The sequence below is a fragment of the Paraburkholderia bryophila genome (genome assembly GCF_003269035.1).
GTDB classification, from domain to species: Bacteria; Pseudomonadota; Gammaproteobacteria; order Burkholderiales; family Burkholderiaceae; genus Paraburkholderia; species Paraburkholderia bryophila.
The window spans coordinates 459,340-480,600 of record NZ_QLTK01000002.1 but is presented as its reverse complement, the minus strand read 5'-3'; the positions used below and the strand labels follow the sequence as shown (position 1 = coordinate 480,600).

18 protein-coding genes and 1 other RNA gene are annotated in these 21,261 nt (G+C 61.8%); 4 read left to right on the top strand and 15 right to left on the bottom strand.

The features are described from left to right. Positions 1 to 48: 48 nt before the first annotated feature. The 15 genes from rfaD to gyrA form a co-directional block, all read right to left on the bottom strand. A complete protein-coding gene (gene rfaD / locus BX591_RS05705; RefSeq protein WP_111929717.1) occupies positions 49 to 1,041 on the bottom strand; it encodes an ADP-glyceromanno-heptose 6-epimerase in 993 nt (330 codons plus the stop codon). Between the two features lie 94 nt (positions 1,042 to 1,135). After that, positions 1,136 to 2,143, bottom strand: a complete 1,008-nt coding sequence (gene rfaE1, locus BX591_RS05700; protein ID WP_111929915.1) for a D-glycero-beta-D-manno-heptose-7-phosphate kinase — start codon at positions 2,141 to 2,143, stop codon at positions 1,136 to 1,138. Then, complete coding sequence (locus BX591_RS05695; protein ID WP_111929716.1) at positions 2,109 to 3,512, bottom strand: UDP-glucose dehydrogenase family protein; 1,404 nt, start codon at positions 3,510 to 3,512, stop codon at positions 2,109 to 2,111. The genes rfaE1 and BX591_RS05695 overlap by 35 nt, the downstream gene beginning before the upstream one ends. Before the next feature lie 156 nt (positions 3,513 to 3,668). Then, complete coding sequence (lapB, locus tag BX591_RS05690) at positions 3,669 to 4,844, bottom strand: lipopolysaccharide assembly protein LapB (RefSeq protein WP_111929715.1); 1,176 nt, start codon at positions 4,842 to 4,844, stop codon at positions 3,669 to 3,671. 69 nt (positions 4,845 to 4,913) lie between these two features. Further along, positions 4,914 to 5,207, bottom strand: a complete 294-nt coding sequence (locus BX591_RS05685; protein WP_035549363.1) for a LapA family protein — start codon at positions 5,205 to 5,207, stop codon at positions 4,914 to 4,916. Positions 5,208 to 5,522: 315 nt separating this feature from the next. Beyond that, positions 5,523 to 5,846 (bottom strand): integration host factor subunit beta, encoded by a 324-nt coding sequence (locus BX591_RS05680; protein WP_111929714.1) that lies wholly within the window; start codon positions 5,844 to 5,846, stop codon positions 5,523 to 5,525. 21 nt (positions 5,847 to 5,867) lie between these two features. Continuing rightward, positions 5,868 to 7,601 carry a 30S ribosomal protein S1 gene (rpsA, locus tag BX591_RS05675; RefSeq protein WP_035547560.1) on the bottom strand — a complete coding sequence of 578 codons (1,734 nt, stop codon included), beginning with the start codon at positions 7,599 to 7,601 and terminating at the stop codon, positions 5,868 to 5,870. A 158-nt stretch (positions 7,602 to 7,759) separates the two neighbouring features. Further along, entirely contained in the window at positions 7,760 to 8,446 is a 687-nt protein-coding gene (gene cmk / locus BX591_RS05670; RefSeq protein WP_111929713.1) for a (d)CMP kinase, read from the bottom strand. A 35-nt stretch (positions 8,447 to 8,481) separates the two neighbouring features. Next, on the bottom strand, positions 8,482 to 9,786 hold the full coding sequence (aroA, locus tag BX591_RS05665) for a 3-phosphoshikimate 1-carboxyvinyltransferase (RefSeq protein WP_111929712.1): 1,305 nt from the start codon (positions 9,784 to 9,786) through the stop codon (positions 8,482 to 8,484). 18 nt (positions 9,787 to 9,804) lie between these two features. After that, positions 9,805 to 10,746, bottom strand: a complete 942-nt coding sequence (locus BX591_RS05660) for a prephenate dehydrogenase (RefSeq protein WP_111929711.1) — start codon at positions 10,744 to 10,746, stop codon at positions 9,805 to 9,807. A gap of 74 nt (positions 10,747 to 10,820) precedes the next feature. After that, a complete protein-coding gene (hisC, locus tag BX591_RS05655; protein ID WP_111929710.1) occupies positions 10,821 to 11,933 on the bottom strand; it encodes a histidinol-phosphate transaminase in 1,113 nt (370 codons plus the stop codon). A 99-nt stretch (positions 11,934 to 12,032) separates the two neighbouring features. Next, complete coding sequence (gene pheA / locus BX591_RS05650) at positions 12,033 to 13,115, bottom strand: prephenate dehydratase (RefSeq protein ID WP_111929709.1); 1,083 nt, start codon at positions 13,113 to 13,115, stop codon at positions 12,033 to 12,035. Between the two features lie 68 nt (positions 13,116 to 13,183). Continuing rightward, complete coding sequence (serC, locus tag BX591_RS05645) at positions 13,184 to 14,266, bottom strand: 3-phosphoserine/phosphohydroxythreonine transaminase (protein ID WP_111929708.1); 1,083 nt, start codon at positions 14,264 to 14,266, stop codon at positions 13,184 to 13,186. A gap of 306 nt (positions 14,267 to 14,572) precedes the next feature. Further along, positions 14,573 to 15,175, bottom strand: coding sequence for a DUF2059 domain-containing protein (locus BX591_RS05640; protein ID WP_111929914.1), 603 nt, complete (start codon positions 15,173 to 15,175; stop codon positions 14,573 to 14,575). A 123-nt stretch (positions 15,176 to 15,298) separates the two neighbouring features. Then, a complete protein-coding gene (gyrA, locus tag BX591_RS05635) occupies positions 15,299 to 17,935 on the bottom strand; it encodes a DNA gyrase subunit A (RefSeq protein ID WP_111929707.1) in 2,637 nt (878 codons plus the stop codon). Between the two features lie 476 nt (positions 17,936 to 18,411). Between gyrA and ompA the strand changes: the two genes are divergently transcribed. From ompA to ssrA, 4 genes are all read left to right on the top strand, one after another. Beyond that, positions 18,412 to 19,059, top strand: coding sequence for an outer membrane protein OmpA (gene ompA, locus BX591_RS05630; protein WP_007180879.1), 648 nt, complete (start codon positions 18,412 to 18,414; stop codon positions 19,057 to 19,059). A 265-nt stretch (positions 19,060 to 19,324) separates the two neighbouring features. After that, positions 19,325 to 20,023: a bifunctional 2-polyprenyl-6-hydroxyphenol methylase/3-demethylubiquinol 3-O-methyltransferase UbiG gene (ubiG, locus tag BX591_RS05625; protein WP_111929706.1), complete on the top strand. Its 699-nt coding sequence runs from the start codon at positions 19,325 to 19,327 to the stop codon at positions 20,021 to 20,023. Positions 20,024 to 20,053: 30 nt separating this feature from the next. After that, a complete protein-coding gene (gene gph / locus BX591_RS05620; protein ID WP_111929705.1) occupies positions 20,054 to 20,767 on the top strand; it encodes a phosphoglycolate phosphatase in 714 nt (237 codons plus the stop codon). Between the two features lie 108 nt (positions 20,768 to 20,875). Next, positions 20,876 to 21,245: a transfer-messenger RNA gene (gene ssrA / locus BX591_RS05615) on the top strand. Positions 21,246 to 21,261 lie beyond the last annotated feature (16 nt).

Sequence of the window (21,261 nt, the reverse complement as noted above, 5' to 3'; positions counted from 1 at the left end):
GACCATCACCAACCGGGAGATTCCACTTTACAGAGGTGTCCGGACTAATTAAACCTGGCCGAATAGCCAATGGACGTAGCGGTCGACACCTTCCTGCACGCTCAGGAACGGCGCGTCGTAGCCGGCCGCGCGCAGCCTGGTCTGATCGGCCTGCGTGAAGCACTGATACTTGCCGCGCAGCGCGTCGGGAAATGGAATGTATTCGATCAGCCCGCGCTGCACCTGCTCCGCGAGCGACAACGCCGGTTCGTTGTTCAGCGCGCGCAGCGTGTTGACCACGGTACTCGCGATGTCGTTGAACGGTTGCGCGCGGCCGCTGCCCAGATTGAAAATGCCCGATTTGTCCGGATTATCGAAGAAGAACAGGTTGACCTTCACCACGTCTTCGATCGAAACGAAATCGCGGGTCTGTTCGCCTGCGGCATAGCCGTTGTATTCGCCGAACAGCTTGACCTTGCCTTCGGCGCGGAACTGGTTGAAGTTGTGAAACGCCACCGACGCCATGCGCGCCTTATGCGTTTCGCGCGGCCCGTAGACGTTGAAGTAACGGAACCCGGCAATCTGGCTCTTCGCGGTGGGCAGCACGCGGCGAATCACCTGGTCGAACAGGAACTTCGAATAGCCGTACACGTTCAGCGGCTGCTCGACTTCGCGCTCTTCGACGAAACGGCTCGATCCGCCGTACGTCGCCGCCGACGACGCGTACAGAAACTGGATGTCCTGCGCGAGGCAGACGTCGAGCACGTCGCGGCTATAGCGGAAATTGTTGTCCATCATGTAGCGGCCGTCGGTTTCCATCGTGTCCGAGCAGGCGCCTTCATGGAAGATCGCGCGTACCTTGCCGAAGTCGCCGCGCTTGAAGCGTTCGACGAATTCGGTCTTGTCCAGGTAGTCGTCGATTTCGCAGTCGACCAGGTTCTTGAACTTGTCGGCGCGCGTGAGGTTATCCACGGCGATGATGCGTTGTTCGCCGCGCTCGTTGAGCGCCTTCACGAGATTGCTGCCGATAAAGCCGGCCGCGCCGGTGACGATGACGGTCATGATGATCCTGCGGTAATGAGTTTCAGCCGACGCCCCGCGAATCCCCGTGCTGCGCCGTCAAGGCGCGCGTGACGTGAGATCCGGCGGCCTTAAGTCAATGAAAGAGTTCGTCGTAGTTGACGGTGGCCGTGCCGAGTTTGCCGACCACGATACCGGCCGCGCGATTCGCGAGACCAACCGCGTCGACCAGCGTGAGACCCGCACCCAGCATGGCGGCGAGCGTCGCGATCACGGTGTCGCCGGCGCCCGAGACATCATACACTTCGCGCGCAACCGCCGACGCATGCAGGATGCCCTCGTCCGAGAAGAGCGTCATGCCCTCTTCCGAACGCGTCAGCAGCAGCGCCTTGAACTGCAGATCGGCGCGCAATTTCGTGACGCGCGCGAGCAGGTCTTCCTCGGATTTCCACTGGCCGACCACCTCGCGCAATTCGGCGCGATTCGGCGTGATCAGCGTGGCGCCGCGATAGCGTTCCCAGTCGTCGCCCTTCGGATCGACCAGCACCGCCTTGCCTGCCGCGTGCGCCTTGGCGATCATCTGCGTGACGTGGGTCAGGCCGCCCTTCGCGTAATCGGACATCAGGATCACGTCGTGCGACGGCAGCAGTTCGTCGAACCGCGCGAGACCCGCGAGCAGCACTTCATGCGCCGGCGAATTCTCGAAGTCGACGCGCAGCAATTGCTGTTGGCGCGACAGCACGCGCAGCTTGATCGTAGTGAGCAACGCGGGATCGCGTTCGAGATGCGGCGTCACACCGCTTTCGCCGAGTAATTGCACGATGCGCTCGCCGGGTTCGTCGTGACCGACCACGCACAGCAGGCCAGCCTGCGCGCCGAGCGCAACCGCATTGCGCGCGACGTTCGCCGCGCCGCCCAGACGGTCTTCCTGGCGTTGCACGTGCACGACCGGCACAGGCGCTTCCGGCGAAATGCGGTTCACGTCGCCGAACCAGTAGCGGTCGAGCATGACGTCGCCGACCACCAGCACGCGCGCGGCGGCGAGTTGCCGGCGCGGCACCACGATCAGCGCCGGCGCCGGCGTGGACGCCGCGGCTCCGGGCAAGGTCTCAGACATCGGCCGGAAGTTCAGAGGGTTGGGCATAAGGGCGTCCAATCGAGTGATAGTCGATGCCGATCTCGGTCATCGCGTCCGGTTCGTACAGATTGCGGCCGTCGAAAATCAGCGGCGATTTCAGCACGGATTTCAGATGCAGGAAATCCGGGCTCTTGAATTCCTTCCATTCGGTGACGATCACGAGCGCGTCGGCGTTGGTGAGCGTTTCGTCCTGCGTGCCGGTGAAGGTCAGACGCGCGAGTTGCTCCGGCGCGTCGTGCAGATCGAGCGCGAAAACGCGGCGCGCTTCGGCCACCGCGACCGGATCGTACGCGCGCACCTGCGCGCCGCGTGCCAGCAGTTCGGCGATCACGCGACGGCTCGGCGCTTCGCGCATGTCGTCGGTATTCGGCTTGAACGCGAGGCCCCAAACGGCGAACGTGCGGCCGCTCAGATCGTCGCCGAGCTTCGCGGCGATCTTGTTCACCAGCACGTCTTTCTGGTGGTTGTTCACGTCCTCGACCGCTTCGAGAATCCGCAGCGGATGACCGCTTTCGCTCGCCGTGCGGATCAGCGCCTGCACGTCTTTCGGGAAGCATGAACCACCATACCCGCAACCCGCATACAGGAAGTGATAGCCGATCCGCGGATCCGAGCCGATGCCGCGACGCACCGCTTCGATATCGGCGCCGACGCGGTCCGCCAGATTCGACATTTCGTTCATGAACGAGATGCGCGTGGCGAGCATGGCATTGGCCGCGTATTTGGTGAATTCGGCCGAGCGCACGTCCATGTACAGCGTGCGCTCGTGATTGCGGTTGAACGGCGCGTACAGACGCTTCATCAGTTCGCGGGCGCGCATGCCGGACTCGTCTTCGTCGCTGCCGAGCACGATGCGATCGGGCCGCATGAAGTCGTCGACCGCTGCGCCTTCTTTCAGGAATTCGGGATTCGACACGACCGAGAAGCGATGCTGCTCGCTATCGGCGAGGCCTCGTTTGGCCAGCTCTTCGTCGACCACGGCACGCACGCGCTGCGCGGTGCCGACCGGCACCGTCGATTTGTCGACGATAACCTTGAAGCCGTTCATGGTGCGGCCGATGTTGCGGGCCGCTTCGAGCACGTATTGCAGATCGGCCGAGCCGTCTTCGTCGGGCGGCGTGCCGACGGCGATGAACTGCACCTCGCCGTGCGCCACGCTCGCTTCGATATCGGTCGAAAACGTGATACGGCGCGCCGCGCGCGTGCGGTTGATGATTTCCAGCAAACCCGGCTCGTGAATCGGCACGCCGCCGTTGTTGAGGATCTCGATCTTGCGCGGATCGACGTCGAGACAGAACACGTCGTGGCCGATTTCGGCGAGGCACGCGCCAGTGACGAGGCCCACATAGCCCGTGCCGATAATGGTGATTTTCATACGCTTTCCGGTAGAGGGTTCCGGTGATGATTCCCGGCAGTGAAGCCGGTCATGAACACGTTGCTGCGATATCCGCCCACGTGGACGCTGCCGCGCTGCGCGTGATGCGACGGGCGTGCGGCGCTCCGATTAATGGCCGACGCGGCCGCCATGGCGTCAGTTCGACGCGGTAATCGGTTCAACGCGGCGCGGCGCATAGGTTTCCCAACCGCTGCAACCCGGGCACTGCCAGTAGAAGAGCCGCGCCCTGAAACCGCAATTCTGGCACGTATACCGTGGCAGATTTTTGGTGCGCTGACGGATCAGCGTGCGCATCAGTTCCAGCTCGCTGCGCCGTGGCTCTTCCGCGAGGGCTTCCTGCGCTTCCAGCAGACGCGTCATGCCGGCCAGATTCGGCGACTTCTGCATCTGCGAGCGCGCCAACGCGTGCGCCGCGTCGGGGCCACGCAGCGACGCGACGTGCTGATAGGCGACGTCGAGCAGGTCATTGGTCGGATAGCGATCGACCCAGGTGGTCAGCAGATCCGCGCCGTCCTGCGGGCGGCCGAGCGCCTCGTAAGCTTTCATCAACTTTTCCGCGACGAGTGGCAGATACGCGGGATTCTGTTCCTCGACGCGACGCCACTGCGCGATGGCCGCTTCCTGCGCGCCGCCGGCCGCGTCGACGTCGCCGAACAGGATCGTGGCGCGCACGTTGGTCGGGTTCGCCTTCAGCGCGTAGCCGAGCTGGCGGCGGGCTTCGTCCGGGTTTTTCTGTTGCAGCGCTTCCTGCGCGAGTTCGCAATGGAACTGCGCGATTTCCTTGTCGAGCGATTCGGCGCCCATTGTTTCGAGGTGGCGAGCGGTGTCGATCGACTTGACCCAGTCCTTCTCGATTTCATAGATGGTCAGCAGCGCGCGTTGCGCGCCCAGCGCGTAGTCGCCGGTTTCCAGCGACCTGAAAGTCTCTTCTGCGCGATCGAGCAGGCCGGCTTTCAGGAAGTCCTGCCCCAGCTCGTAGAGTGCGTGATCGCGCTCGGAGACGGGTAGATCGGCGCGGCTCAGCAGGTTCTGATGCACGCGGATCGCGCGGTCCGTTTCACCACGGCGGCGGAACAGATTGCCCAGCGCGAAGTGCAGCTCGATCGTTTCCGGGTCGAGCTTGACCACTTCGATGAACGCATCGATCGCCTGGTCCGGCTGCTCGTTGAGCAGGAAATTCAGCCCGCGGAAATACGAACGCGGCAGGTTGGCGCTTTCGGACAGCAGCGTCTTAAGGTCGTAACGCGCGGCCATCCAGCCGAACGCGAATGCGACGGGTATGACCAGCAGCCACCAGAAGTCTAGATCCATGCGATTGATGCAAATGAACGGGAAAGCGGAAACGAAAAACCGCGCTGACGACGCGCGGCTGAGGAAATGTCAGATCAGCGGCGGCATGGGCGGTTGCTCGACCACCACGGGGGTTTCGCGCGCCACGCGCAACTCGCGCTTGAGCCGGCCGTTTTCCATGCGCAGGCGCACCATTGCCGGCATCGACGACACCAGCCCGGCCAGCAGCCCCACCACGAAGAACGCGAGGCCGATCAGGATCAAGGGTGCCGACCATGCGTAGCCCGCGAGGAAATTCAGCGTAGCAGTTTGCGTATTGGAGAGCGCCAGCACCAGCAGCAGCACGAACACCAGTACACGGATCAGCCAGACGATAAATTTCATGAATAAGGTCTCTTGACGGCAGTTGCGGGGTGACGCCGGCTTGATGACGCGTCGCGCCACGGTGTTGCCCGCGCCGAAGTGACCCGTATTGTAATTGAAGCCCTCGCGGCTGGGCAGGAACTGGCTGAAAGCGGGTTAAGGGGAGAGCATCGTCGTTGCATCGAGACCGGGACCACGCCAAGCCGCGCCTCGGTCAGTCGCCCGAAACGTACAGGCGAAAAAAAAGCGCCCTAAGGCGCTTTTTCTGGTCTTTTGCCGACTGGCTTTGGCCGCTGACGTTACCAATGCCACGCTGCAAACCACACAGCGGAACATTTACAGGTCATCATCCGGCTCTTCGGCCTTCAGCGGCTCGCCCGCGCGACGATCTACCCGTTCGCGCAACTCCTTGCCTGGCTTGAAGTGCGGTACGTACTTCTCAGGTACCAACACTTTCTCGCCCGACTTCGGATTACGCCCGACGCGGGAGGGACGACGGTTGAGGCCGAAGCTGCCGAAGCCACGAATTTCGATGCGATGACCGTTGGCAAGCGCCTCCGACATCGCATCAAGCATCGTCTTCACCGCGAAATCCGCATCTTTAAGAAGAAGCTGCGGAAATCGCGTAGCCAGCTGGGCGACCAATTCCGATTTGGTCATACTGCAGCAGACCTCTCAGGCTTACTGGTTCTGGCCGTCGAGCTTGGCCTTCAGCAGCGCGCCGAGGTTCGTCGTGCCGGTAGCAGCCGTGCTCGAGTCCGACGAAGCCAGGCCGCGGATCGCTTCCTGTTGCTCAGCCGAATCCTTGGCCTTGATCGACAGGTTGATACCACGCGACTTGCGATCGATGTTGATGATCATCGCGTTGACCTTATCGCCTTCCTTCAGCACGTTGCGAGCATCTTCCACGCGGTCTTGTGCGATTTCCGAAGCACGCAGGTAGCCTTCGACTTCCATCGACAGCTGAACCACTGCACCCTTCGCGTCCACCGTCTTGACCACGCCGTCGACCGTCGAACCCTTGTCGTTCATTGCAACGAAGTTGCTGAACGGGTCGCCTTCGAGTTGCTTGATACCCAGCGAAATACGTTCCTTCTCGACGTCGATGCCGAGAACGATCGCTTCCACTTCGTCGCCCTTCTTGTACTTGCGAACTGCTTCTTCGCCCGTTTCGCTCCACGACAGGTCCGACAGGTGAACCAGACCGTCGATGCCGCCCGGCAGACCGATGAAGACGCCGAAGTCGGTGATCGACTTGATTGCGCCTTGCAGCTTGTCGCCCTTCTTGAAGTTGCGGCTGAAGTCGTCCCACGGGTTCGGCTTGCACTGCTTCATGCCGAGGCTGATACGGCGGCGGTCTTCGTCGATTTCCAGAACCATGACTTCGACTTCGTCGCCCAGTTGCACAACCTTCGACGGTGCAACGTTCTTGTTCGTCCAGTCCATTTCCGACACGTGAACCAGGCCTTCGATGCCCGATTCGACTTCGACGAATGCGCCGTAGTCGGTGATGTTGGTAACCTTACCGAACAGGCGCGTGCCCGACGGGTAACGGCGCGAGATGCCTTCCCACGGATCGTCGCCCAGTTGCTTGATGCCCAGCGAAACGCGGTTCTTCTCCTGGTCGAACTTGAGGATCTTCGCGGTAACTTCCTGGCCAACCGACAGCACTTCGCTCGGGTGACGCACACGACGCCATGCGATGTCGGTGATGTGCAGCAGGCCGTCGATACCGCCGAGGTCCACGAATGCGCCGTAGTCCGTGATGTTCTTCACCACGCCTTCCACGATCGCGCCTTCTTTCAGCGTTTCGAGCAGCTTTGCGCGCTCTTCGCCTTGGGTCGCTTCGATCACAGCGCGGCGCGACAGCACCACGTTGTTACGCTTGCGGTCCAGCTTGATGACGCGGAATTCCAGCGTCTTGCCTTCGTACGGGGTCGTGTCCTTGACCGGACGCGTGTCGACCAGCGAACCCGGCAGGAACGCGCGGATGCCGTTGACCATGACGGTCATGCCGCCCTTGACCTTGCCCGTGATCGTGCCGGTCACGAGTTCGTTGTTGTCGAGCGCTTTTTCCAGCGACAGCCACGAAGCCAGACGCTTCGCCTTGTCGCGCGACAGGATCGTGTCGCCGTAGCCGTTTTCCAGCGCGTCGATCGCGACGGAAACGAAGTCGCCCGCCTGCACTTCTACCTCGCCCGCGTCGTTCAGGAACTCTTCGAGCGGGATGTAGGCTTCGGACTTGAGACCAGCATTGACGACCACGAAGTTGTGGTCAACACGCACGACTTCGGCGGAGATCACTTCGCCGGCGCGCATGTCTTGCTTGGTCAGCGACTCTTCGAACAGAGCCGCAAAAGATTCGGTATTCGGGGTAGAGGTTTGCAGGTCGGACATAAAAATCAAAATTTGCATGGTTCTCGCGGTGCCCGGCTGGCCGGATGGTCAGCATCGGTAAAAAGTGCGAATGCCACGCGGGGTTAAGGGGTTAATACAGCTTCACAACGATCGCGAAGCACCTACTGACAACGGACTTTCTACTGCGCCCGCCGCCGACACAACACATACTTCTGTCAGGCATGCGGGACTAAAGCTTCATACCACTGCACCACGTGCTCAACCGCCTGGTCGATCGACAATGCCGAGGTATCAAGCAGCTTTGCATCCGCTGCGGGCTTGAGCGGCGCGGCCGCGCGCTGACTGTCACGCTCGTCGCGCTCACGCAAATCCCGGAGCAAGTCATCTATATTAGCAGAAAAACCTTTTTGGATCAATTGCTTATGCCGGCGGGCCGCGCGGGCCTCGACGCTGGCCGTCATGAACACTTTCAACACGGCATCCTGGAAGATCACCGTACCCATATCCCGGCCGTCGGCCACCAGCCCAGGCTCCTTGCGAAACGCTCGCTGACGCGCCACCAGCGCGGCTCGCACGGGCGCGTGCACGGCGATCGCGGAAGCGCGGCTACCGACTTCCTCGGCGCGAATGTCGGCGGACACGTCGACGCCGTCGAGCTGCGCCAGCCCCTCGCGAAACGTGATGTGCAGCTCGTCGATCAGTTTGACGAGCGCATCGGCATCATTGGCGGCGACGTTGTAGCGGCAGCTCGCCAATGCGGCGAGCCGGTACAGCGCGCCACTGTCCAGCAAGTGAAAGCCGAGGCTCGCGGCAACCAGCGCGGCCACGGTGCCTTTGCCGGAGGCACTCGGACCGTCGATCGTAATGACGGGCGTCTGGTGAAAGGGACGGGTCGGTTTCATCTAAAAAGTCGCACGTCAGGCGATTCGGGGGCGAATCAGGGTTGGGCAAGCGCGGTGAAGCGCTCGAAATAATCGGGAAACGTCTTGCCGACGCACTTCGGGTCGTTGATCCGGATCGGCACGCCGCCGAGGCTCACCAGCGAAAAGCACATGGCCATGCGGTGATCGTCGTAAGTGTCGATCGCGGCGTTCGGGATCAGCTTTTCGGGCGGCTCGATGACGAGATAATCCTCGCCCTCCTGCACCTTGGCGCCCACCTTGCGCAGCTCCGTTGCCATCGCGGCGAGCCGGTCGGTTTCCTTGACGCGCCAGCTGGCGATATTGCGCAGCGTGGTCGCGCCGTCCGCGAACAGCGCGGCGACGGCGATCGTCATGGCCGCGTCCGGGATCAGATTGCAATCCATGTCGATCGGCTCGAGCTTGCCGCTGTCGTGACCGACGCCACGCACTTCGATCCAGTCGTCGCCCATTTGCAGGTTCGCGCCCATGCGGATCAGCGCGTCGGCAAAGCCGACGTCGCCCTGAATGCTCGCGCGGCCAACGCCTTCCACTTTCAGCGGACCGCCGCCGAGCGCGCCGGCCGCGAGGAAATACGAGGCCGACGACGCATCGCCTTCCACCATGATCGTGCCCGGCGATTGATAGCGCTGCCCCGCCGGCACGACGAACTGATGCCAGCCATGACGCTCGACCTTGATGCCGAAACGTTCCATCAGCTTGATCGTGATCTCGATGTACGGCTTCGAGATCAGCTCGCCGTCGACCTGCACGGTGCTGACGCCGCTTTCGGTGCGCAGCAGCGGCAGCGTCATCAGCAGCGACGTAAGGAACTGGCTCGACACGTCGCCGCGCACGCGGATCGGCGCTTCGGCGGAAATCTGCGCCGGGCGAATGCGCAGCGGCGGATAGCCTTCGTTTTCTTCATAGTCGACGCGCGCGCCGATCTGGCGCAAGCCGTCGACCAGATCGCCGATCGGCCGTTCATGCATACGCGGCACGCCGTGGATGCGATAGTCGCCGCCGTTCACCGCCAGCGCCGCGGTCAGCGGACGCACCGCCGTGCCCGCATTACCGAGGAACAGGTCCGCCGTGCGCGCCGTGAACGCGCCGCGCGTGCCGGTCACGACGCAGGTGTCGCCGTCGCGCTTCAGACGCACACCAAGCTTTTCGAGCGCGTCGAGCATCACGCGGGTGTCGTCGGAGTCGAGCAGATTGGTAATCGTCGTTTCGCCTTCGGCGAGCGCCGCCAGCAGCAGCACCCGATTCGAAATGCTCTTCGAGCCAGGCAGACGAATCGTGCCGGACGCACGGGAAAAAGGTCCGAGGTCGAGGAATTCCATGATTGAGTCCAGTTCCGGTTATTTCGACGCGTCGCTATGCGCGACGCCGGCCGAGCGCTGTTCCTGCCACTCGCTGCGCGCCACGCGTGAGCGCGCGAACACGGCTTCGAGCGTGGCCCCGTCGCCAGCTTCGATCGCCGCGCGCAAGCGCGCGAGCACCGTGGTGTAGCTGTCCAGTTCTTCGAGCAACGCGGCGCGATTGGCGACGCACACGTCGCGCCACATTTCGGGGCTCGACGCCGCGATGCGCGTGAAGTCGCGAAAGCCGCCGGCGGCGAACGAAAACTTCAACGCGGCGTCCGGCGAATTGAGAATCTGCTCGACCAGCGCGAACGACAACACGTGCGGCAGATGACTGACCGACGCCAGCACGCGGTCGTGCTGTTCGGGCGACATATCGCGTACGCAGGCGCCGGTGGCAAGCCACATCGCCGCCACGCGCTCGACCGCCTCAGCCGCATTTTCCGGCAGCGGGCACAGCACGACATTGCGGTTCACATACAGGTCGGGCAGCGCGGCATCCGGGCCGCTCGCTTCGCGGCCGGCAATCGGATGCCCCGGCACGAACTGACCGATGCGCTCGCCGAGCGCCGCGCGGGCGGCGGCGACTACGTCGGATTTGGTACTGCCGGCGTCGGTGACGATTGTCTTCGCGTCGAGAAACGGCGCAATGCGGTCGAGCAAAGGCTGCGTTTGCGCGACGGGCGCCGCCAGCAGCACGAAGTCCGCTCCGGACAATGCCTCGCGTAGCGCGCCGTCGTCGTTCAGCGCGACGGCGCTGTCGATCACACCCAATTCCAGCGCCCGTGCGCTCGACGCGGACGACCGCCCGACGCCGATCACCGTGCGCTCGCCCGTCGTTTCGCCGCGCTCGCGCAGCGCGCGCGCCAGCGATCCGCCGATCAGGCCGACACCGAAAATCACCAACTTGTTAAAGGAAAACGCAGCCACGTCGGTCATAGTAAAAGCGCGCCTTTCATGCGATGCGGCGCGCGGGTCAAGAATTGCCGCCCGGTTTCCCTTTCGGGAACCGATCAGGCGGCGGCGAGCGTCTTTTCGAGCGCCGCGATGAATGCTTCGTTTTCTTCCGGCAGGCCGATCGTGATGCGCAGCCATTGCGGCAAACCGTAGTTGCCGACCGGACGCACGATCACGCCCTGCTTCAGTAACGCCAGGTTGACGCGGTTACCGGCCGAGTCGTCGTTGCCCACACGCACCAGCACGAAATTGCCGTCCGACGGCACGTACTCGAGGCAGAGTTTGTCGAACGCTTCGGTCAGACGGCGATAGCCTTGCGCGTTCAGCGCGGCGCTCTTTTCCAGAAACGCCGTGTCGTTCAGCGCCGCGATCGCGGCCGCCTGCGCGAGCGTGTTCACGTTGAACGGCTGACGCAGCCGGTTCAGCAGATCGGTCAACTCCGGCTGCGCGATCGCGAAGCCCACGCGCAGGCCGGCGAGGCCAAACGCCTTCGAAAAGGTGCGTGACACCAGCAGATTCGGATAACGGCGCACCCAGGCGATCGAGTCGTAGCGCTTTTCTTGCGGCAGATATTCGGTGTATGCCTCGTCGAGCACGACGGCGACGCTGCGCGGCACCTTGTCGAGAAACGCCTCGAGCTTGGGACCTTCGATAAACGTGCCGGTCGGATTGTTCGGATTGGCGACGAAGATCAGGCGCGTGTCGTCGGTGATTGCGGCGAGCATCGCGTCGAGGTCGTGCCCGTACCGAACGGCCGGCACGACGATCGCCCGTGCGCCGAGCCCTTGCGTGGCCAACGCGTAAACCGCGAACGAATACTGCGCGTAGATGATCGACTGGCCTTTCTCCACAAACGCATGGGCGGCGATTTCAAGAATGTCGTTGCTGCCGTTGCCGAGCGTGATCCACTCGGCCGGCACGCCGTAACGCTCACTCAGCGCGCTCTTCAGTTCGAACGCGTTCGCGTCCGGATAGCGGCCCAGTTCGCTCGCGGCTTGCGCCATAGCGTGTTGCGCCGACTCCGGCATGCCCAGCGGGTTTTCGTTCGACGCCAGCTTCACGATGCTCGCTTCGTCGAGACCAAACTCGCGGGCCACTTCCGAAATCGGCTTGCCGGCGACGTAAGGGGCAATCGCGCGCACATAGGAAGGACCGAAAGACGCTGTCATGAAAATCTCCGAACGATGATTAGCAAATGAGTTTGCGACCGGCGTGCCTCACGTACCGCTGGGCACTGCCTATGTGTCTGTGTGTCAGCCTGTGCGCCATCAACGGGCGCGCGGATACGAGCCCAGAATCTTCAGAAACGCGGCCTTCTCGCCGAGTTCGGCGAGCGCGGCGGCCACACCCGGATCGTCGCGATGACCTTCGACGTCGATGTAGAAGTAGTACTCCCACGTACCGACGCGCGCAGGACGCGACTCGAAACGGGTCATGGACACGCTATGGCGCGCCAGCGGTTCCAGTAGCTTGACCATGGCACCGGGCTCGTTCACCACCGACACGATCAGCGACGTCTGGTCGTACCCGCTCGGACCGCCCGGCTGCTTGCCGATCATCACGAAGCGCGTGCGATTGTGCGGATCGTCCTGGATCAACGCGTAAGCGACTTGCAAACCGTAGTGGGTCGCCGCGCGATCGCCGGCAATCGCCGCGATGGTCGGATCGGCCGCCGCCATGCGCGCCGCCTCGGCGTTGCTCGACACCGCCTGACGCTCCAGATGCGGCGCGTTCGTCGACAGCCAGCGCTGGCACTGCGCCAGCGCTTGCGCATGCGCGCATACGCGCGTCACACCGGTCAACCCACCGTTCAGCGACAGCAGATTATGATGAATCGGCAAAGCCAGTTCACCGCCGATCGTGAGTTGCGTTTGCAGCAGCAGATCGAGCGTGCGCGAGACCGCGCCTTCGGTCGAATTCTCGACGGGTACGACGCCGAATTCGGCGGCGCCGGCTTCGACCGAGCGAAACACTTCGTCGATCGACGGGCACGGCAGACCTTCGATCGACTGACCGAAGTACTCGTGCATGGCCTGCTCGCTATACGTGCCGACTGGCCCGAGATACGCGGCCTTGATGGTCTTTTCGAGCGCGCGGCTCGCGGCCATGATCTCGCGCCAGATCGCGCTGATGTGCTCGCTTGCGAGCGGCCCGTCGCTCATGTCCTGCAGGCGCGCGATCACCTGCTGCTCGCGCTCGGGCCGGAACACCGGTGCGTTGAAATGCTTCTTGACCTCGCCTACTTCGAGCGCCACCGCAGCACGCTGATTGAGAAGCGCGATCAACTGCGCGTCGAGCGCGTCGATGCGTTCGCGAAGGGGTTTGAGTCGGGTATTGAGTTCGTCGTCCATGCGTGAATACGGCCCTGCCGGGTAACTGCTGGAAAGGATGCGCGCGCCTGCGGTTCGATGCTGCCTGTTCAGGCGCTGCGCTGTTCGAATTCCTTCATGTATTCGACAAGCGCTTTGACGCCTTCGAGCGGGACGGCGTTATAAATCGACGCCCGCATGCCGCCGACGGACTTGTGGCCCTTTAGCTGCACCATTCCCCGGGCTTTCGCACCGGCCAGGAAATCATCGTTGCGCGACTCGTCGGCGAGGAAGAACGGTACGTTCATTCGCGAGCGCGAGCCACGTTCGACCTTGTTCAGATAGAAGCTGCTGGAATCGATCGCGTCGTATAACAGCTTCGACTTTTCGAGGTTGCGCGCTTCCATTTCAACGAGGCCGCCCTGCTTCTTCAACCACTTGAACACCAGCCCGGCGATGTAGATCGCGTACGTGGGCGGCGTGTTGTACATCGAATTGTTTTCGGCGACGGTTTTCCACTCGAACGCCGATGGGCAGATCGACAGCGCGCGATCCAGCATGTCTTCGCGCACGATCACCACCGTCACGCCCGCCATGCCGATATTCTTCTGCGCGCCGCCGAACAGCACGCCGTATTTGGCGATGTCCATGGGGCGCGACAGAATATGCGACGAGGCATCGGCCACCAGAGGAATATCGCCGAGGTCCGGAATCTCGAACGTCTCGACGCCGTGAATGGTCTCGTTCGTGCACAGATGCACGTACGCCGGATCGTCCGACAACTGCCATTCCGAGCGCGCGGGCGAACGCGTGAAACCGTCCGCCGTCTGACCGCTCGCGGCGAGATGCACGGTGCCGTATTTTTGCGCTTCCTTGAACGACTTCTGCGACCACGAACCGGTCACGATGAAATCCGCGCGCGGTTTCGCGGCGAGCAGGTTCATCGGGACGATCGCGTTTTCGCCGAGACCGCCGCCTTGCAGAAACAGAATGCGATGGCTTGCCGGTACGTCGAGCAGATCGCGCAGGTCGACGAGGGCTTGCTCGTGGATCGACATGAACTCTTTGCCGCGATGGCTCATTTCCATCACGCTCATGCCACTGCCTTGCCAATCGAGCATCTCGTCGGCTGCCTGACGCAGCACTTCTTCGGGCATGGCTGCGGGGCCGGCGGAGAAATTAAAGACGCGCATCGTGAGATCCTGGAAGCAGGCGCGAAAAAGAAGGATCGCGCAAATTCGGCGAATTGGCCGCCGTGAAGGCAGCCACTGTGAAGCGGGCCGCGCGGTGCAGATCGCATCGGTTTGTGGCGTGCATTGGCCGACTCGAATAGGCCGACCGTTTCGCGCCAAAAAGACAATGGCCGTTTGCGCGTGTGCGCAAACGGCCATTATCGCATTGTCACCGTCAAGCCGCCAAACCCGGCGCCCCGTAAAGCCTACGAGACGCGCCCGAGAAAGCGGCTAGCGCGATTTCAGCGCAGCCTTTCGACGTGGGATTTACTTGGCCGGCTTGACCGAAGCGACTTCCTTGTCTGCCTGGTCACGCGTTGCCTTGATCGATTGCGGCATGTACTTTTGCATCAAGCCATTCACGACGTCGCGGCCAACCTGGTCTTGCACCTGGATGAACTTGCGGCCGGTCGGGCTCTTGTAGAACGCGGTCAGATCCTTGATTTCCGACGTGCTGTAGTACTTCGCGTAAGCGTCGTACTGAGCTTGCATTGCGTCCGTACGGAACGAGTCCGTTGCGAACACTTGACCTGCGCCGTCAACCAGCTTCGGCACGGCATTCTTTTGCAGCGTCGGGACGGAAGCCTGCTTCTGCTTGTCCGTCATCGTCTTGTTTTCGCTCAGGGCGTCCGACAGGATGGCCGGAACCAGTTGCTTGGCTTGCATCTGCGCGCTATTGCCGATCGCGCCGACCAGCTTCTGCGCGTCGATTGCGTCCAGCAGATCCTTGATGGCAGCCTGCTTGGCCGGATCAACCGGTGCCGCGGCAGCAGCCGGAGCCGCCGGAGCCGGGCTCTGAAGCGCTTGAGCCATGGCAAAGGTCGGCACGAGGGCAGCCAGCAACATCAGTTGTTTGAATCGTTTTTGCATCATTACTCCCTAAGAGAAATTAATTTGAACTGCGCGCTGCGCGGGATACGTATCGGCCCGATACGCCATTATTCCCTGCGCAGCTTTCAACCAATCACTGAGACTGAAAGCCGCCAACGCGGATCAGGCTGCCCCACCCTCGTCGCTGCCGTTTTCACCTTCGGCCGGACCTTCGGTGTCGCCTTCCACATCGCCTTCAGCTTCCGCTTCAGCAACCTGTTGCAGACCTGAAAGCTTGGTCCCTTCGTCAAGGCTGATGAGTGTAACACCTTGGGTTGCACGGCCCATTTCGCGGATTTCCGACACGCGCGTGCGAATCAGCACGCCCGTATTGGTGATCAGCATGATTTGCGCTTCCTGATCGACCAGCGTTGCGGCGACGACGCGGCCGTTGCGCTCCGACGTCTGAATCGCAATCATGCCCTTCGTTCCGCGCCCGTGACGGGTGTACTCGATGATCGGCGTGCGCTTGCCAAAACCGTTTTCCGTAGCGGTGAGCACCGACTGCTGCTCGTCGCCGGCCACCAGCAACGCGATCACGTTCTGGCCATCTTCGAGCTGCATGCCGCGCACGCCGCGCGCCTCACGACCCATTGGACGCACGTCGTTCTCGTCGAAGCGAACCGCCTTGCCCGAATCCGAGAACAGCATCACGTCGTGCTGGCCGTCTGTAATGGCGGCGCCAATCAGGTAATCGCCCTCATCCAGACCGACCGCAATAATACCTTTGCGCAGCACGCGGCCAAAGGCTTCCAGCGGCGTCTTTTTTACCGTTCCTAACGCCGTGCCCATGAAGACGAATTTGTCAGCCGAAAATTCCTTGACCGGCAAGACAACCGTAATCTTTTCGCCTTCCTGCAGCGGGAAGATATTGACGATCGGACGGCCGCGCGAGTTGCGCGAACCTTGCGGCACTTCGTAGACTTTCACGCTGTAGACGCGACCACGATTCGAGAAGCACAGAATGTGGTCGTGCGTGTTCGCGATGAACAGTGTGTCGATCCAGTCGTCTTCCTTCATGGCCGTGGCCTGCTTGCCGCGGCCACCGCGCTTCTGCGCACTGTATTCGGACAGCGGCTGCGACTTCACATAGCCCGCGTGCGACATGGTCACGACCATTTCCTGCGGCGTGATCAGGTCTTCGGTGTTCAGCTCGGTCGCGTTCATCTCGATCTTCGAGCGGCGCGCATCGCCGAATTCGGCTTTGATCGACGTCAGTTCATCGACGATGATCGCCGTAATGCGTTCCGGGCGAGCCAGAATGTCCAGCAGGTCGGCGATTTGCGCCATCACTTCGCGGTACTCGCCGATGATCTTGTCCTGCTCGAGACCCGTCAGGCGCTGCAGACGCATCTGCAGAATTTCCTGAGCCTGGGTGTCGGACAGACGGTAGAGGCCGTCGGACTGCATACCGAACGCCGGATTCAACCCGTCAGGACGGTAAGCTTCACGACCACCGGCCGACGCGTTTTCCGACTCGGCGCGCGACAACATCTCACGCACCAGCGACGAATCCCACGGCCGCGCCATCAATTCCTGCTTGGCGATCGGCGGAGTCGGCGCACCCTTGATGAGCGCGATGAACTCGTCGATATTGGCGAGTGCGACCGCCAGACCTTCGAGCACGTGACCGCGTTCGCGCGCCTTGCGCAGCTCGTATACAGTGCGCCGCGTCAGCACTTCCCGGCGATGCGACAGGAAGCACGACAGCATTTCCTTCAGGTTCAGCAGCTTCGGCTGGCCGTCGACCAGCGCGACCATGTTCATGCCGAAGGTGTCCTGAAGCTGGGTCGCCTTGTACAGATTGTTGAGCACGACTTCCGGCACTTCACCGCGCTTGAGCTCGATCACGACACGCATGCCGCTCTTGTCGGACTCGTCGCGGATATCGGAAATGCCTTCGAGCTTCTTCTCGTTGACCAGTTCGGCAATGCGCTCCAGAAGTGAGCGCTTGTTCACCTGGTACGGCAATTCGTCGACGATGATCGCCATGCGCTGACCGCGATCGATTTCCTCGAAGTGCGTGAGCGCGCGCATCAGCACGCGGCCGCGGCCGGTACGATAGCCGTCGCGCACGCCGGCCACGCCGTAGATGATGCCGGCGGTCGGGAAATCGGGCGCCGGAATGATCTCGATCAGTTCGTCGATCGTGGCTTCCGGGTTTTTAAGCAGATGCTGGCAAGCGTCGACGACCTCGTTGAGATTGTGCGGCGGAATGTTGGTCGCCATGCCGACCGCGATCCCGGACGAGCCATTGATCAGCAGATTGGGAATGCGCGCGGGCAGAATAGCCGGCTCGTTTTCACTGCCGTCGTAATTCGGCGTGAAGTCGACCGTTTCCTTGTCGATGTCGGCCAGCAGTTCGTGGCCGATCTTCGCCATGCGGATTTCGGTGTATCGCATCGCGGCGGCGTTGTCGCCGTCCACGGAACCGAAGTTGCCCTGGCCGTCCACCAGCATGTAGCGCAGCGAGAAGTTCTGCGCCATCCGGACGATGGTGTCGTAAACAGCCGTGTCGCCGTGCGGGTGGTACTTACCGATGACGTCGCCGACAATACGCGCCGACTTCTTGTAAGCCCGGTTCCAGTCGTTGTTCAGTTCGTGCATCGCGTACAGCACGCGCCGGTGTACCGGCTTCAGGCCATCGCGAACATCGGGAAGCGCACGCCCCACGATCACGCTCATCGCGTAATCGAGATACGAACGGCGCATTTCCTCCTCTAGGGAGATTGGCAGAGTCTCTTTGGCGAATTGATCCATTATCCGTATCTTTTACGTGCCAACGCGACGGGTAAACGACGCCTTGGCGTAAGCATTGCAGGCGCAACGCATCACGCGATTCTAACATGCCGCGAATCCGCTCCCGACTCAGGTACGTATACCTATTAGAGGGTGCTCGAAGAGCCCGCCCCGACTCCCCACTTTTGCGCCGGTCAGGCGCGATTCGTGCGTGGGGCAATCCGCCGCTCAGCCATGACTGGCGGAGCCTCCAGCGGATTGCTTCTGTTGCGCATGCACCACAATTGAAGGGCGATTTGATTGGGGGCAGATTTTTTTATCGTGGGAAGGGAACGATATGGCAAAATGCCAACGCACAAAGAGTTAGACACTGCTCGAAGTCTACACAGCACGCTTTTTTGTTCTACACCGATGTTATACTTCGAGCAATGTATGACTTGTCTTCGTCAACAGGCTCGCAGTAAACCTGCGGTAATCTCAATTTCGAGAGGAGAAATATGAATAAACTTTCAAAGCTCGCGTTCATTGCAGCTACCGCAGTTATGGCTGCATCCGCCATGGCGCAGTCGGTGCCGGCGTCGCGACAAGCTACGAACGACAACTGGGTGAATGGTACCGGCGAATACGTGTGGATGAACGGCACGAACGAACTTTGCTGGCGCGATGCATTCTGGACGCCGGCAACGGCCAACGCAAAGTGCGATGGCGCCCTGGTTGCCCAGGCTCCGACCCCGCCGGCTCCGGTTGCACCTGCACCGGCTATCACGAGCCAAAAGATTACGTATCAAGCTGACGCACTGTTCGACTTCGACAAAGCAATCCTGAAGCCGGGCGGTAAGGAAAAGCTGGACGATCTCGCATCGAAGATCGGCGCGCTGAACCTGGAAGTCGTCGTTGCAACGGGTTACACGGACCGTATCGGTTCGGACAAGTACAACGATCGTCTGTCGCTGCGCCGTGCTCAAGCTGTCAAGGCATACCTGGTCAGCAAGGGCATCGAATCCAACCGTATCTATACGGAAGGCAAGGGCAAGCGCAACCCGGTCACGACCGGTTGCAATCAGAAGAACCGCAAGCAACTTATCGCCTGCCTCGCACCGGATCGTCGCGTGGAAGTCGAAGTTGTCGGTACTTCGAAGCAATAAGCTCCAAGTTACCGCAGTATCAAAGCCCCGCTTCGGCGGGGCTTTTTTTATGCCCGGTTTTCCCGCAGATCGACGGCGCGTGTCGGCGCGGACTCTCGCGAGCCGATCCACGCGTCTTGCAGATTCGCGAGCGATGCCGCACGGCACGACGGCAGGGATTGCGCCCCAGAATGGCGCGGCATTTTGCCGCCCTGTCCCTCGACCTATATACTCAGGGTTTATCCTCGAGCGCCCGCTCACCGCTCCCATCGAGGCAGCTTCCGCTATGACCAACGCCGATCCCCACGAACTGCAGAAATTCAGCGACCTCGCGCATCGTTGGTGGGACCCGAATGCGGAATTCAAGCCGCTGCACGAACTCAATCCCATTCGTCTGAGCTGGATCGACGCTCATGCGCATCTCGCGGGCAAGAAGGTGCTGGACATCGGCTGCGGCGGCGGGATTCTGTCGGAGTCCATGGCGAGCCTTGGCGCGCACGTCAAAGGTATCGACCTGTCGCACCAGGCGCTCGGCGTGGCCGATCTGCACAGCCTTGAAAGCGGCGTCACGGTCGACTACGAAGAAATCGCCGCCGAGGCGCTCGCCGCCCGCGAACCGGGCACATACGACGTGGTCACCTGCATGGAAATGCTGGAACACGTGCCAGAGCCGTCCGCGATTGTCGAAGCCTGCAAGACGCTGGTGAAACCCGGCGGCTGGGTGTTCTTCTCCACGCTCAACCGCAACGTGAAGTCGTACCTGTTCGCCGTGATCGGCGCCGAGTACATCGCGCGCATGCTGCCCAAGGGCACGCACGACTACGCGCGCTTTATTCGCCCGTCCGAGCTGGCGAGTTTCGTGCGCGCCGCTGAACTGCGCACGGCCGACATCAAAGGTATTGTCTACAACCCGCTCAGCAAGCATTTCGCGCTGTCCGCCGATACGAGCGTGAACTACATGCTCGCCTGCCGCCGCGACGTCTGACGCGCCAAGACCTCCTGACCGAACCCATCAATGAGCGATCCCACGCCCCTGCCCCAACGCGAAGACAACGAAGATGCCTTGGGTCTTTGCCATGCCGTCCTGTTCGACCTGGACGGCACGCTAGCCGACACGGCACCCGATCTCGCGGCTGCCGTCAACAAGATGCGCCACGATCGCGGGCTCGAGATGGTGCCGCTCGAAGACCTGCGGCCGCTCGCCTCGGCCGGCGCGCGTGGCTTGATAGGCGGGGCGTTCGGCATCGGTCCCGATAGTCACGAGTTTGCGTCGATGCGCGAGGAATTCCTCGCCAACTACGAGGCGGATTTGTGCATCGAAACCACGCTGTTTCCGGGCATTCCCGAGATGCTGGACGAACTCGACGCCCGTGGCGTGCGCTGGGGCATCGTCACCAACAAGGTTGCGCGGCTCACCGAGCCGCTGATCGCTCAGCTCGGTCTGGAAGAGCGCGCGGGCTGCGTCGTCAGCGGCGACACGACGCCTCATTCGAAACCCCACCCCGCGCCGTTGCTGCACGCCGCGCGTGAGCTCGACGTGGTGCCGGAGCGCATCGTCTATGTCGGCGACGACCTGCGCGACGTGCAGGCAGGCTTCGCTGCCGGCATGAAAACCATAGCCGCCGCCTACGGCTACTGCGGCAACGACATTCCGCCGACGCAATGGCACGCGCAATACGTCGTTCAATCGCCGGCGGAATTGCAAAAGCTACTGCGCGACATCGGTTGAATCACAAAGGCGCACGGCCGCCGCTTCGTGTCTGCCAATGAATCAGGACGCGGCCGTCAATTTATTGTAAAATCTACGTTGGTTCAGAAGTCTTGAGCAACGAACCGCGGGGGCGACCTGGTTTCGACAGGGGTTGCGAAGCGGCTAGGGCATGTCGAGGACCCGTCACCTCGTTAATCAATGGGAAAAACGTAACTGCAAACGACGAAACGTTCGCACTGGCAGCCTAAGGGCCGCCGTCCTCTGCCTAGTTCACTGACGGGCTAGAGTCGCAAGACCGGTAGCAATACCGACAGAGGTCATATACGTCAGTTAAGCCTTGGTGGTGTCACGACATCCGGGTCGAAAATCTAGTGAATCGCCTTAGTGCAGCGTGTTCGTCCGCGTCGCTCGGGTTAAATCAAATGACAGAACTAAACATGTAGAACTAGTCGTAGAGTGCTTCTGGACGCGGGTTCGATTCCCGCCGCCTCCACCAGACATCGTGTCCACCT

Excerpts from the sequence above, each read along its gene's own strand:
- rfaD (WP_111929717.1), bottom strand. The coding sequence starts at position 1,041 with ATGACCGTCATCGTCACCGGCGCGGCCGGCTTTATCGGCAGCAATCTC.
- rfaE1 (WP_111929915.1), bottom strand. The coding sequence starts at position 2,143 with ATGCCCAACCCTCTGAACTTCCGGCCGATGTCTGAGACCTTGCCCGGA.
- BX591_RS05695 (WP_111929716.1), bottom strand. The coding sequence starts at position 3,512 with ATGAAAATCACCATTATCGGCACGGGCTATGTGGGCCTCGTCACTGGC.
- lapB (WP_111929715.1), bottom strand. The coding sequence starts at position 4,844 with ATGGATCTAGACTTCTGGTGGCTGCTGGTCATACCCGTCGCATTCGCG.
- BX591_RS05685 (WP_035549363.1), bottom strand. The coding sequence starts at position 5,207 with ATGAAATTTATCGTCTGGCTGATCCGTGTACTGGTGTTCGTGCTGCTG.
- BX591_RS05680 (WP_111929714.1), bottom strand. The coding sequence starts at position 5,846 with ATGACCAAATCGGAATTGGTCGCCCAGCTGGCTACGCGATTTCCGCAG.
- rpsA (WP_035547560.1), bottom strand. The coding sequence starts at position 7,601 with ATGCAAATTTTGATTTTTATGTCCGACCTGCAAACCTCTACCCCGAAT.
- cmk (WP_111929713.1), bottom strand. The coding sequence starts at position 8,446 with ATGAAACCGACCCGTCCCTTTCACCAGACGCCCGTCATTACGATCGAC.
- aroA (WP_111929712.1), bottom strand. The coding sequence starts at position 9,786 with ATGGAATTCCTCGACCTCGGACCTTTTTCCCGTGCGTCCGGCACGATT.
- BX591_RS05660 (WP_111929711.1), bottom strand. The coding sequence starts at position 10,746 with ATGACCGACGTGGCTGCGTTTTCCTTTAACAAGTTGGTGATTTTCGGT.
- hisC (WP_111929710.1), bottom strand. The coding sequence starts at position 11,933 with ATGACAGCGTCTTTCGGTCCTTCCTATGTGCGCGCGATTGCCCCTTAC.
- pheA (WP_111929709.1), bottom strand. The coding sequence starts at position 13,115 with ATGGACGACGAACTCAATACCCGACTCAAACCCCTTCGCGAACGCATC.
- serC (WP_111929708.1), bottom strand. The coding sequence starts at position 14,266 with ATGCGCGTCTTTAATTTCTCCGCCGGCCCCGCAGCCATGCCCGAAGAA.
- BX591_RS05640 (WP_111929914.1), bottom strand. The coding sequence starts at position 15,175 with ATGCAAAAACGATTCAAACAACTGATGTTGCTGGCTGCCCTCGTGCCG.
- gyrA (WP_111929707.1), bottom strand. The coding sequence starts at position 17,935 with ATGGATCAATTCGCCAAAGAGACTCTGCCAATCTCCCTAGAGGAGGAA.
- ompA (WP_007180879.1), top strand. The coding sequence starts at position 18,412 with ATGAATAAACTTTCAAAGCTCGCGTTCATTGCAGCTACCGCAGTTATG.
- ubiG (WP_111929706.1), top strand. The coding sequence starts at position 19,325 with ATGACCAACGCCGATCCCCACGAACTGCAGAAATTCAGCGACCTCGCG.
- gph (WP_111929705.1), top strand. The coding sequence starts at position 20,054 with ATGAGCGATCCCACGCCCCTGCCCCAACGCGAAGACAACGAAGATGCC.